This window comes from Thalassovita litoralis (genome assembly GCF_900182725.1).
GTDB classification, from domain to species: Bacteria; Pseudomonadota; Alphaproteobacteria; order Rhodobacterales; family Rhodobacteraceae; genus Thalassobius; species Thalassobius litoralis.
Map to the genome: position 1 here is coordinate 1 of NZ_FXTO01000054.1, position 12,045 is coordinate 12,045.

12 protein-coding genes are annotated in these 12,045 nt (G+C 58.5%); all 12 read right to left on the reverse strand.

Going from position 1 to position 12,045, the window contains the following annotated elements:
- A partial coding sequence (locus FN828_RS19845; RefSeq protein ID WP_221930574.1) for a phage tail protein occupies window positions 1-1,577 on the reverse strand: 1,577 nt, incomplete at its 3' end.
- A gap of 278 nt (window positions 1,578-1,855) precedes the next feature.
- Complete coding sequence (locus FN828_RS19850; RefSeq protein ID WP_142495057.1) at window positions 1,856-2,263, reverse strand: DUF6950 family protein; 408 nt, start codon at window positions 2,261-2,263, stop codon at window positions 1,856-1,858.
- Window positions 2,242-2,793: a hypothetical protein gene (locus FN828_RS19855; protein WP_142495058.1), complete on the reverse strand. Its 552-nt coding sequence runs from the start codon at window positions 2,791-2,793 to the stop codon at window positions 2,242-2,244. The genes FN828_RS19850 and FN828_RS19855 overlap by 22 nt, the downstream gene beginning before the upstream one ends.
- Entirely contained in the window at window positions 2,790-3,377 is a 588-nt protein-coding gene (locus FN828_RS19860) for a hypothetical protein (RefSeq protein WP_142495059.1), read from the reverse strand. Before FN828_RS19860 ends, FN828_RS19855 begins: the two co-directional genes overlap by 4 nt.
- A gap of 12 nt (window positions 3,378-3,389) precedes the next feature.
- Window positions 3,390-5,510 carry a phage tail tape measure protein gene (locus FN828_RS20935; protein WP_235891546.1) on the reverse strand — a complete coding sequence of 707 codons (2,121 nt, stop codon included), beginning with the start codon at window positions 5,508-5,510 and terminating at the stop codon, window positions 3,390-3,392.
- Window positions 5,507-5,983 (reverse strand): hypothetical protein, encoded by a 477-nt coding sequence (locus tag FN828_RS19870; RefSeq protein WP_142495060.1) that lies wholly within the window; start codon window positions 5,981-5,983, stop codon window positions 5,507-5,509. The genes FN828_RS20935 and FN828_RS19870 overlap by 4 nt, the downstream gene beginning before the upstream one ends.
- Before the next feature lie 72 nt (window positions 5,984-6,055).
- Window positions 6,056-6,427 (reverse strand): HNH endonuclease, encoded by a 372-nt coding sequence (locus FN828_RS19875; protein WP_185959105.1) that lies wholly within the window; start codon window positions 6,425-6,427, stop codon window positions 6,056-6,058.
- 89 nt (window positions 6,428-6,516) lie between these two features.
- Window positions 6,517-7,215: a hypothetical protein gene (locus FN828_RS19880; RefSeq protein WP_142495061.1), complete on the reverse strand. Its 699-nt coding sequence runs from the start codon at window positions 7,213-7,215 to the stop codon at window positions 6,517-6,519.
- 475 nt (window positions 7,216-7,690) lie between these two features.
- Window positions 7,691-9,568, reverse strand: coding sequence for a DNA primase family protein (locus tag FN828_RS19885; RefSeq protein WP_185959106.1), 1,878 nt, complete (start codon window positions 9,566-9,568; stop codon window positions 7,691-7,693).
- Complete coding sequence (locus FN828_RS19890; RefSeq protein WP_142495063.1) at window positions 9,561-10,691, reverse strand: DUF7146 domain-containing protein; 1,131 nt, start codon at window positions 10,689-10,691, stop codon at window positions 9,561-9,563. The genes FN828_RS19885 and FN828_RS19890 overlap by 8 nt, the downstream gene beginning before the upstream one ends.
- Window positions 10,692-10,693: 2 nt before the next feature.
- Entirely contained in the window at window positions 10,694-10,996 is a 303-nt protein-coding gene (locus FN828_RS19895; protein WP_142495064.1) for a hypothetical protein, read from the reverse strand.
- A gap of 306 nt (window positions 10,997-11,302) precedes the next feature.
- A complete protein-coding gene (locus FN828_RS19900; RefSeq protein ID WP_142495065.1) occupies window positions 11,303-11,575 on the reverse strand; it encodes a hypothetical protein in 273 nt (90 codons plus the stop codon).
- Between the last annotated feature and the right edge of the window lie 470 nt (window positions 11,576-12,045).

The following is a 12,045-nucleotide window of genomic DNA, read 5'->3' on the forward strand; positions in this document are numbered from 1 at the left end:
TCGAACCCGCCCAGAGACCCGTCATAGATCTCCAGCTGCCAGCCGGTAAAATCACCAGACGCAAACCGGCCATTCCAGACCGACCGATAATCCTCAAGAAAATCCACCGTGAAACCCGTTTCCGTGTCCCAGGGGCCTACAGCCCCCCAAGGCGCAACAGAGCGAGCCCGAAAATCATAAACGCCGGGCGTCATGTCCGGAACGATAAATTCACCAACTCCGCCCCGGCCCAACGGGATCCAGTCGCTGTCGGCATTGCGCTTATATTCAAACTCGATCTGGTCAACGAGGGATGCATCGCCAACCGAAGTGGTGAGCAAGACAACCTCCTGCGCCTGATTGCGGAAAAACCTGACCGCGAGCTGAACCCCTAATACGGGAACTGGAATATCGCCGGCCCCGAGAAGGGATGTATTGTTGGCAATGATGTCGCTCTCTTCCGCCAGCCAGCTGAAGGCGCTGGCGCTGGTTTCCCGCAAGATGAGATTGACGCGCAGATCTGAGGCATCCTGATCCGCGTAGAACCGCCAGCCAGTGACCTCGAACTCTTTTGACGCCCATCCGAACCGATCAATGTTCAGAGCAACAATATCACCCGGCTCAAGATCGAACGCCTCCAGAGAAAAATCTGCCGAGAACGTCATCTGTTCGCGCCCCCTGAACAGGGTCAGCTTTGCAAGGCGTTGCGCCATGGCTGCATCCGTTGTCAGAGGCAGCTCGAAATCGATTGCGTTTTCCGCATCGTTATCTTCGGCAATAAAAGCGGCGCTTGCGATTTCCGGGTAATCGGCCTGCACCCAGTCCTGATCCGCATCGTTGAAGACGCCACGCACAATGTTGTAATTGTCGCGGCGGCTGACCCGGGTATCCAGGCTGATGGCGCTGCGCAGATCAGCCTGTGTCAGCGTTTTGACAGGTGCCGTGTAATATCCCGGTCGCAATTGCCATCTGCCACCCCCCCAAAACAGTGTGCCAGCCTGAGCGGTCATCATGGATTGCAGGATCTGTGAGGGTGCCATGTCTGCCGATATGGCGCCATTGATCTCATAGCGCGACTGAGCGCCACCTCCGGACAGGGCCACAGCCTCATCGCAAACATTCGCGGCAGCCTGAAACGCTGTATCGTCGATCAGTGGATCGTCCAAGCCAAAGCCAGACACCAGATAATGCCGGGTGCACAGGGCGGCATTTGCTGTCCAGGCGGCAGTGCCGCTGCGCGGATCATGGGGCTTGGCCCCCTTCACAACGGCAGTGAACAGGGGAATGCCGTTTGAAAATACGTTCTTGTCATATTCCAGCCGGATGTAGAGGTAGGCGATACCATGGCCAACAAAGCTGCTGTCTATCTGTGCCGTTTCGGCCAGCAGGTCTGCATCTGCCGCAACCTGATCGCCCAGATGCTTCCTGATCCGGATCTTGCTGTCCCACGGCTCGCTGGTCACGAAGCCCGAGCCATCCAGCGTGACCACCTCATCATTTATGTAGATGTCGCTGATTTCCTCCACCTCATGACCGGCAAGGCACAAGATCATATGCAGGAATTTATTGCTTGAGCCGGTGGCCTCCAGGTAGGTCACCACCCCACCCTTTCGGACCCGGCCAAACACATATTCATGTGGAGCCGCGGCCTCGCGCACATTTGTCAGCATTCCCCGTGCGCCAACATCTGGCTGCAGCTTCCCCAGCGCCCATGAGACCACCGCACTGACGACCAGATTGACGGCAATGCCTACCAAAGCCGCGCCAATGGAACCTGCGGTCAGACCGAGGCCGGAAACAATGGCGCCGGTGATCGGGTCGCGGACAATGACGGGTGATCGGATCAGCGTTGTGGAATGCAGCGAGCCCCTGGAGTTCATAGCCAGCCTCCGCGAACCTGATTGATCGAAAGAGTGGTCACGCCGTGTTTGCCGAGAAACGCAGCCCTCAGGCCCAGAGAAATCCCCAGCGCCGCCCCGATAACCCAGACCTGTACGTCTTCGGTGACCACCAGGGCCCCGCGTGGTGGCAGGCCGGAAACACGGGTCAGCCGATGATCGAGGGCATCGTCAAGTGTTCTGAAGCCGAACTCGCGCCGCAGGGCATCACGGCGCAGATACAATCCGCCTTCAGTATACCGACCGAGCCAATCATCAGCCCACCCCACGCCGTGCATCGCGCGCCACGCTTCATTCGTGAAGGTAAAGCAGTCCCAGACATGCCATTGAAATGGACGGTCCGCGACATCCTTGAGGAATGCGTTCAGGCTTTCTTGCGGCCCCATACCACCTCCTTATCCTGCAGATCTGTAACGAAGGAGAAAAAGCTGTCGCCAGGATGGCGCGATTGCTGGCTTTCATGCGTGTAGCGACGGATGCGAGGTCGCTCCAGGGTGACAAGACGGCTCTCAACGGTCAGGCGGATTTCACAAAGCTCGCCGGAATCCACGATCGTCATCGTGTCCATCTGACCGCCGAACACTTCGACAAAAGCAGATACGTTCGTCACCCCGAAAAGAATACGGCATGGACGGCCCTGATATGGCTCCGCCAGAGCTGTGGCCACCAGACCAGACGGCACGCCGGACAATGTCAGATCGGCTGCGCGGGCCGAAAGATCGGCCACCTCTTCCAGGCCGCCAATCTGAAGCAGACTTCCGGCCCCGGTGAATGTTTGCCCATCAATCGTCTTTGTGCCGTAACCAGTCCACAGGCGCAGGGGTGCGCTGTCGAATATCAGCTCCACCGCATAAAACAGCCTGACAGTTCTCTGACCTAACGCAGTCAGCAATGCAGCGGGGATCGTCCTGCTCATGATACCGCCTCGATCGCTGGGAAGGAGACGCCGTAGAGCGACAACTCATTTGCCGTCCAACCGGTTTCATTGCTGGCCAGCCGAAACAAGCCCCTTGGATTGGTCAGTACCGCCGATACGCCGCTGCGCGATTTGCGCAATGCGGGCCATATCTCCAAAGACCCGCTGCCGCTCTTATCTTTGAGAACCTTATGCAGCGTGGCATCACTGCCGCTTCCAAGTTGCAGATAGTCCCCTGTCAGCAATGTGCCGCTCATGGTGACTGAAACTGTTTCCGCGCCCGCAGCCCCGGTGATTGTGGCGGAGGTTGCACTGCCTCGCGCCTGACAGCCATAAGGATCGCCCAACAGAAAAGTCCCGTATGCACCACGCAACGACGCCAGAAACGCAATCCACGCCTCTGCGTCCGGGCGGCGCATGGGTTTCAGGGTGATTGTCGCCGCCCATGCCTCACCGGGCCATTTGTGGATCTGCTCCGAGAAGGTGAAAGGCGATCGACTGGCCGCCACGGCATTCAGCATGCTCATTTCGACCGAGCGAACGGTATTGCCTGCCGGGAGCGACAGGGGAAAACTGATGGCCATGTATCCGTCCGATTAAGAGAAGGAGCTTTTGAAGCGCGGGTTCCGGCGCGCGGTATCGGCGACCGCCGCCTTCGTCGCCTCAGAGATTTTGGGCAGCAGGGTTTTAATCTCGGCACGCACGGTCTGCTGCACTCCGGTACTGACATTGATTGTTTGGTTCACGACAACACCGGCCCCTGAGCCCGCCATGGCCTGCTTTGCCTGCCCGACGGACAAGACGCGACCGTTCACTGCTGGCACGAATGGCTCGGGGCCATGCTCGCCTGTCCAATATGGCTGCGAGGCCTGGACACTGCCGCCGCTCGCGCGTTTTTTAAACAGGCTCCCAAGGAAGTTCATAATCGTTCCGCCGGATGATCCTCCGCCGCCCAAGGCGGTCACGAGATCGGTCATATGCCTGGTGAGGTTGGATGCAATCAGGTCAGCAACGATCTGCCGGAAAACATTACCAAGCGATTCCCCCAGATCCTCGCCATACATGGTGGCGCGAACCAGTGCCTGAGATACATCGTCCAGGCTGTCGACAAGGCCCTCAAATTTGGCCTTCACCAACTCATCGCGGAGATGAGCCATTGCCTTATCGTAATCTTCCGCGCTGATCTTACCCAGTTGCTGCAGTTTGTTCAGGGTATCAACCTGACGATTATACGCTTCCTGCTCGGTCTCCAGATCCTTCAGAATTCGGTCCCTTTCGCGCAGAAGGCTGTTCATCTCTTTGTCTGCGGACGTTCTGCCGCCTTTTCCGCCGCTGGATGTGTTGCTGCGCGTCCTGGTCGATTTGGGTGGGTCTTTGGGGGCGTTGATGCCGGGAATTTCCTTCGTGTTACCAGTTCCGTACTCGACCCAATTCCCATTCTCATCAACGTAGCCGGTCTGACCGGCCCCAGTGGCAGGCGGGTCAGGATCGGCATGGCCGGGGCCATAGTCCTCAGGTGAATATTGCGCGCCAGGGCCGGTTGGCGCATCGATATTCATTGCGATCTTGGAGAGGCGAATGAACTCGGCAACCCCCTTCGCCAGCCCATCGAACAGCTCTGCGGCTGAGGCGGTGAAACCGATCAGCTTTTCGAGCGCCGGAATACCATAATCTTCGACAAAATCCGCCAGAGTTTCGAGTTCATCCGAGCTGTCACCCAGCGCTGTGATGAGCTGGGTTCGCAGCGTATCCTTCATTTCCGCAAAACGATCATCGAGCGCGCTGACCTTCTCAATGGTCTCTGCCGACATGATCCTGCCCGCTTTGCCTGCTTCATCACCCAGGCGTTTCATCTCCTGCCCCCCGCTTTTCAGCAACGGGATAAGGGCTGTCGTGTCCGACGCCATGGCCTCAAGGTAAAACGTCAGTTCTTGCTGGCTGACACCGGCCTTTTCCAGAGTATCCACATAGAGTTGCAAAGCTTCCGGGCCTGACAGACGCGCAAACTGATCCGCCGTCACCCCCACCGCAGGCGCAATTTTTTCAAAGAAGTCTTTCATCGGACCGCCGCCGGTCTCGACGAACTCTCCAACCCTGTCGTTCACATCCTTGTAAATGTCGGCCAGCTTTTCGGATGAGATGCCGACCGTCCGGGCCCCCATGGCGAGGCGCTGGAACTGCTCAACGCCGATGCCGGAAATATTGGCGAGATTGGACAGCTCCTTGCCGAACTTGGCGGCGTTGGTGACCATTTGCACACTGAAGGCCCCGATCAGAACGGGGATCAGCGCCTTCGCGGCCCGGGCTAACTTGTCGAAATTCCGGGTTGTTGAGGACAGATTTTTCCGAGTGCGCTGACTGAACTTTTGCACAGCCTTCGTGTTCCGCTCCATCGCCTTGGCGAACTCACGGTCACGGGCCGTCAGAATGATGTTCAGATTCTCCGCATCAATTGCCATCCACACGCCCCACAAGTTCCCGATATTCGTCTCGGGTTGGTGCATCAGACCCCGGCTTGGGGCGCTCATGCGCTTCATTCCAGCCTTCGAAGCAAGTGTCGGCTGCCCAGGCACATCTGGCAGGCGCAACTTGTTGTAATAATCGACAGCGCATTGCCCTTCGGTTTCGTCAATCGGCAAGGCCGGTATCGGCGTCAGCCCCTGCGTGAGCCGTTCCTCCCAATCCGGACAGCTGAAATCCCAGCCCTCAAAGCTCAATGCTGACGCCTCCGATCAATATCCCCCCAATCGTCCGGAACGTCCTGCGCATCCTGCAATCTCTGTTCCTTTTTCCCGACCCGACCAGCGTCATCTTCGTCTTCGTCCGGTTGCTCCGGTCGATTCCGTGGGGCTTGCGGTGCAACGCCGCCAATCGCTTCACGCAATTGCCGCACCGATGGAGCATGCCCCTGCCGCACTTTGCGATAGAGCACATCCAGACAGTCGCCCTCGACAATCAGCGCCCCTTCGGAGAGCTCGCGGGAAAAATGTTTCCGAAGCGTCTTCTCATCACACCCAATGGCGGCGGAAATCATCTTATGCGTCCAGCCCGCCGCAGATCGAACCGCCACAAAGTCCTGATTTTCCTTGCTTTTTGAAAATGATGGCCTGCCGCGACGATCTCGCAACGGCTCGATCAAATTGCCGAACAGATCGTATTCCGCCTCAGCGTCAGAATTTTCATCTTTCACAGGAAAAAAATCTCTACATGTATGGGGGACGGGTCTGGATTTCCGGGGGGTGGCAGAAATCCGACCCCCCCCTCATGCCTGACCGGCCTCGCCGCGCTTCTCGATGCTTTGCTTCACGCTGTCGTGCCACGCCTTGCTGACCGACTGCAGGTTACTTTGATCCCAAAACAGGCCGGGATCACCCCGATGGGGCACGATGTGATCGACCACCGGGCTGTTGGGAGCCGGGTGCTTGCCCGACAACAGGACGCCGGTCTTCTGGCAAGTGTAGCCATCACGCTCCAGCACCCGGAGACGCAACCGCTGCCAGCGCGCCGTGTTCAGCCAATTCTTTGACCTGCGGACATCATGCCCACCACTCAAGGTCTGGTCCGACACCGGCGCAATACGTGATCGCGGAGCGGACAGCCGACCCGGCAATCCTCGCCCTTTCAGTACACCCATGCTGGTCCCGATGCTGGAAAATGAAAGCGCCCGGTCGAGTGTGGTACTCACCGGGCGCAGTTCTGAAGTCTGTAAGAAATCAAGTACCCCTAATTTTCGCCTTGGGTCAACCCCCTTTGCCAAGGGGCGCGCGGGGGCATGTCATTCGACACGGTGTATGCGCTCAATCCACCATAGGCCTGAAATGTGGTCTTGATCTCCATCAGCGCACCCCACCAATCGAGATAGTCACGCCGTCGCCGGGCGATATGCGCAGCCGTGGGCCGGATCACAATGGGGCAGTACGTTACTGGATCCATTACAATCACACCCTTCCGGTTGCGGCGAGGCTGAGCGGGCCATCCAGATGCACCCAGATGGGCGGCGTCTTTGGTCTTGGCTACAGAGCCATGCTGATTCACATACATATCCTCAGGATATACCCGAGGCGCAGCATCCGGCATCCAATCCGGCACCGCCCCGGCCCGCGCCAACTCGGCAATCCACACCGCCATGCGCCGTCCGCCCCGTGCTTCTGGCAGAGCTGACACAGCAGCCGCCACAGCATCGGCATCCGGATGCGGCTCACTACGCCCACCACCATCGATCCGACACCCCAGCTGCTCATGCCGCAGGATCATTGCTGTCATGGACGCATAGCCATAGCCCAGTATGCTTTTCCCATCCTCTGCAAAGTCCAGCCGGGCACACTCACGCCGAAACGCCCATTCCAGCAAGGCATGAATGCTGACCTCCTTTTTCTGATCGATTCCGGCCCTTTTTCCTCCTTGGATAGCCTGCACCATCATATCAAACCTCACTATTTTCCATATTTTGTTATTTCGAAGAGAAGAAAACCAAGATGTTGATTTCGTAGGTAGAGAGTCGGGGCTTGACGGGTCCGAGACAGTAATCGCAGGGCCTGAAACACATCACACACCAAGACGCCTAAACCTATAAAATCAAACACATATATTGGCGGATCACGGCCCGAACGGCCTGAACGGCCCGAAATGACAAGTAACGCATGGAGGATTTTTTTACCCCCAAACCCCAGTTCTACAGTCGCGCGCGCGTTAGGCTGAATCTCGGGCCGTTCAGGCCGTTCAAGCCGAAATATCACGCTAAGCAACTGATAACATGAGGTTTCCCCCAGACCCCATATCCAGCACGTCAGGCCCTGACTTGAGGTTTCGGGCCGGTCAGACCGCCCGAACTTTCGAAGAAGGGTGTGGGGGTGCGGGGTGCGGGTGTCTACACGAGGTAGACTATCCCGCCGGGCCGTCAAAGTGAGTAATCCTTGTCGGGGGACGATGATCCGCCGGAGGATGCAGTATGCGCTACAGGACGTCCCTGACTATTCCGTGGGGCGTCGTCATAGGCTGTGCGGAATGTGTCGATAAATCGGATACCCCGATAGCCTGTCACATCACGTTTGCCCTTGGTGAAGGGTCTGTTCGTTGCGGGGTCACGATACCGGCCGGCTTCAGCTTTAAACTTTAGCGACACGGTGCGCTGGCCCCACATACCTTCGCCGCGCTGGTCTAGCCACAAGTTAAACCCGTCGATCAGATCACGCGCAGATAGAAAGTCATCGCTGGATCCAGAGACGACGCAGCATTCAGCAAGGAAACTGCCGATCGGGTCACTGTCGGCGCGATACTCTTGGGTCGCGCTCAGCACCTGTTCCGGCTCTTGCAACCCGCCCTCCAAATAGCCCAGAAGGCCTTCAATCAGCCAATTCAGGATGCCAGGGCGTTCTTCCCACAGCTTATCGATCAGCTTTTCGTCTCGCTCAGCCTCTGGAATTTGCACGTCGAACGGAACCAGAAGCACCCGTCGCCAGATGCCGTCATCCGTCCCGCGGATATCGGGCCTGTGGTTGCCCGAGATCGTCAACTTGAAATGCGGCCTGACCTCGATGAAATCGGAGTGCAGTTGACGTACCAGTATTGGCTCGCCTCCTGTCATCTCCTTGATCATACCCTCCTGCAGACGGTCCCCCTCTTCCGGCTCCGAAGCCAGCGCCGCTCGGGCGCCGACTAAGGGCATCAGATCTGGGGTGGCATCTGCGCCGCTCTTATTGTTGCGCCCGGTCAGACTTTTGATTTTTACGGTAGCTGCATAGTCGCCCAACACTCGGTTCATCAGATCGGAGAGAACCGACTTACCATTCGCGCCCTTTCCATATTGGAACACGAACTTCTGGACAGGCAGTGCGGTCATGGATAGGCCCCACCACCGTTGAAGGAACTGCCTCATTTCCGGATCTGGCTGGACCCTTTGCAGGAACGCTTCAAATTTCGGACATGCTGCAGACGGATCATAACTGACCGGCATCAGCTTGGTGATCACCTGCGGATCGCCACTGCCTTCGACAGGGACCTCTCGGGCGTGAGGCTCACAGCGCAAATCAGCAACCCGAGAAAACCCCGCCTCAGTCCCCCCAATGACGGAGAACCGTAGGATCCCGGTTTCCGTATTTACGGTCAACGGATCAGAATCCAAATCATCAATGTTTCGGCTCAGGCTGGTCGTCGCCTCGGTGAGGAGCGCATCGAGGCGTCCTTTATTGCCGGAAGTCTTTGCAAAACTTCTGTGATCGGATTTAAGGCCGCTCTTGCGGTCCTTCAACTTGCGAATCCAGATCAGCTTTTGCGTCAGATCCTCCATCTCAATCTTTTGTTCAGCTGTGCGGGATTCAGGGTCTATAGCCCCCAATTCATCATGGTGGCGGCGCGCTTCTGCCTCACTTGCTATGATTTCAAGCTGCCAATCCTCCAGCGCGACATATGGGATTTCGCCTATAATCCTCGACTGAATTGTCTGAGCAAAACGGCGTACCGCGATCCCGTCCGGATCGAGCTTCCAGCGTCTGCCATCCCAGATGTGCCATCCGACACGGGGCACAGACATCGCATCATCACCGCAATACAGCGCAAACCGATGGCCATTCCCTGTGTCGTTCAGGGGCAACAAGGCACCGCGCGCCTCGGGGGGCTCATCCCCGCCATCGGCAGCCGGAGGCGGTGGTGCATCGCCATAGTCTGGCGGATCCGGCATGTGATCGTATCCGGGGAAGCGATCATCATCCTGAGGCCCCATATCGATCTCTTCGGGGTTGGACAGGGTTTCCCTCACACGATCCAAACGATCACTCATCATCAGCCCCCATCAGTACATCGTTGAGATCGCGCCCCTCCCCGGCGTGGACGATCTGGATACTGCCAACCCCCTGAACCGCTTTCGCGCGGCGCAAACCGGCCAGCAGTTTGGCGCGGGTGGATTTCGGCTCTGAATCGCCATCCTGAATGTAGATCAGCCGCTCGATGCCCGGAGGCGGCAAGAAGGCATCGGCATCTTCGAGATCCGGCACACCGGCATATTTCATGCCCTTGCCTGACAGGACGCGACGCCCCGCCATATTTCCCAAATCGATGCCGGCCCAGAACCAGGCATCAGGGAACGTCCCCGCGATAGCGGCGGTCAGAGTGGTTTCTATCCCCTCCCCCATCACCATCACCGGCACTACGCCACGCTGGACCAGGCGAATTGCCGATCCCTTTTTTGACCCCAGCGTTTTTTTGGATTTGCTGATTTCACCATTGTGGCGGATGACGGCCTTGCCCTTTGGCTGGTCCAGGTCCAGCCAGGTACGATGCCCCCCGCTGAAGCGTCCGCTTGGCTCCTGCATAGCGGCCAGCATCGCAGGCCCGCGCCATATCTCTGACCATCCATTCCCGGCATCACCCGGCACCATATATGGTAAATCCGGGTGGTAGCGCAGGCAGATCAGCTGACCCGGAACCAGATCAATACGGATCCCACGCCGCGCAAGATACCGTTCGACAGGACTGCCACTGATAGGTTGCCCTGCCCGCCAGATCGCGCGGGCCGCACGGATTGCATCCTCTCTGCGCCGGGCAGCTTCCCGCGCCGCCCGCTCTTTCTGCTGCTGGCGCTTTTCGGCGCGGCGCTTCTGTTCGGCGGGATCAATCTGCACATCCGCCGCCCCTACCAGCCAGTTCAGCGCCTCCGGAAACTCGCAGGCCAGTACCTGCTGCACGAGTCTGATCCCGTCACCACCACCGCAATGGCGGCAGTTAAAAACATTCCGTTGCAGGTTCACAGAAAACCGATCGTTGCCGCCACAGGCCGGACAGGGTCCGACCAGCTCGACACCGGCCCGTTTCAGGTCCAGCCGATCCCCAAGCCGCTCGACGATCTCGCGGATCGGAACGGCCTGCGCATCGGCGAGCCTGTTATCATCACGACGCCCTGCCATAATCAGTCTCCTGATCCAGCAGCGCGCCACGCGTCATAGCCTCGCGCTGCCCGCTGCTGGAGATAGCAGCGGATTTCAAAATGCAGCCGCGTCATGGCGGCCTGTCTCTCCCGTCCGGAGGTGTTCACGAGGGTATCTGCAGCCGCCCAGATCGGGGACAGCATGTCGCTGCAGCAGCGCGCATAGGGCAGACAGTCCCTCAGAATGTCGCGCCACATCTTTTGGTTAGGGTCGCCAGCACCAATCATGACGATCACCAGACAGACAGACAGCATAAGTTGCTCAGCAGCGGAGGCGGACTTCATCTGCGCACCCCCTCAACCAATCCCGCAGCCACCTCGGCCACGGGCCGCCACGCTCCAGCCGAACCGGACATCCCCGACCACCAGCGGCGCGGCATGCCGCCATCACGGTTCTCAGGCCGGCGACAGAGGCAAGCCATCGCATCGGCCTCACGCCGGACACGGTAAATTAACCCCGCGACAGTATTGCGGGTCACGCCTTCAGCCCGGGCAATCTCGGCCAGAGGCTGCCCACGGGTCTCGTGGGCGTCCAGCATCCACAGCAACCTCATGTCATCCTCTCTGGTGTGGTGTTTCATGCCCATGCGATTATCCGCCTGCCTGCGCCGCGCGCGGCTCCAGCTCGTCGATCCGATGCGCCAGCTTGCGCAGTTCCTTTCCCATGCCATCCTCGATGTGCCCGGAAAACAGTGGTCGGCGATCTTTGGCGTTGGCCGCCAATCCCGCGATCAGCGCAAACGTGGCACCATGTTCCGGATGATCAACGATCTCGAATGTAACATGCGCCACCTGGAACAGTTCGCGCCGGATCCCGGTTGTCTCAGGGTGTCGTGACTTTGATTTCAGGGAATGTGAACTCATGCGATACCCCCTGAAAATGCAGCGGGGTGTGCCTGTCCACCCCGCTGCGAGTTGGCTACACGGGCATTCGCAACCCATGCAGCATCAGGCTGGCCAGATGGGCCAGAACCGAATTGAGGGGATCGATCAACCACGGCAATGATCCGAACAATGTAGCCGCACCTCCGAGGGCTCGCCCAGCGTCTGCGCCTTAATCTGAGCCTCGCTGGACTGATCAGCACCAACAGGTTCATATCGACGAACCTTAGCAACCCTGATTGGCGGGCCGTTCTTCACATCCGAGCCCAGTGCTTTCGGAATTGTTTTTGTGGTCTTCATCGTTCTGACCTCATTTCAAAATCGTGTACGCCACAGCCGCGCAATTCAGCACCCCGACAAGGGATCAGGAAGGTAGGCGAGAAGCCCCCTGCCGGGATGCCGTCCGATGGTGGGGGGATGAACCACCGGAAACTCATAGCTTCGTCTCCAGG

Excerpts from the sequence above, each read along its gene's own strand:
- FN828_RS19850 (WP_142495057.1), bottom strand. The coding sequence starts at position 2,263 with ATGGGGCCGCAAGAAAGCCTGAACGCATTCCTCAAGGATGTCGCGGAC.
- FN828_RS19855 (WP_142495058.1), bottom strand. The coding sequence starts at position 2,793 with ATGAGCAGGACGATCCCCGCTGCATTGCTGACTGCGTTAGGTCAGAGA.
- FN828_RS19860 (WP_142495059.1), bottom strand. The coding sequence starts at position 3,377 with ATGGCCATCAGTTTTCCCCTGTCGCTCCCGGCAGGCAATACCGTTCGC.
- FN828_RS19875 (WP_185959105.1), bottom strand. The coding sequence starts at position 6,427 with ATGGGTGTACTGAAAGGGCGAGGATTGCCGGGTCGGCTGTCCGCTCCG.
- FN828_RS19880 (WP_142495061.1), bottom strand. The coding sequence starts at position 7,215 with ATGATGGTGCAGGCTATCCAAGGAGGAAAAAGGGCCGGAATCGATCAG.
- FN828_RS19885 (WP_185959106.1), bottom strand. The coding sequence starts at position 9,568 with ATGAGTGATCGTTTGGATCGTGTGAGGGAAACCCTGTCCAACCCCGAA.
- FN828_RS19890 (WP_142495063.1), bottom strand. The coding sequence starts at position 10,691 with ATGGCAGGGCGTCGTGATGATAACAGGCTCGCCGATGCGCAGGCCGTT.
- FN828_RS19895 (WP_142495064.1), bottom strand. The coding sequence starts at position 10,996 with ATGAAGTCCGCCTCCGCTGCTGAGCAACTTATGCTGTCTGTCTGTCTG.
- FN828_RS19900 (WP_142495065.1), bottom strand. The coding sequence starts at position 11,575 with ATGAGTTCACATTCCCTGAAATCAAAGTCACGACACCCTGAGACAACC.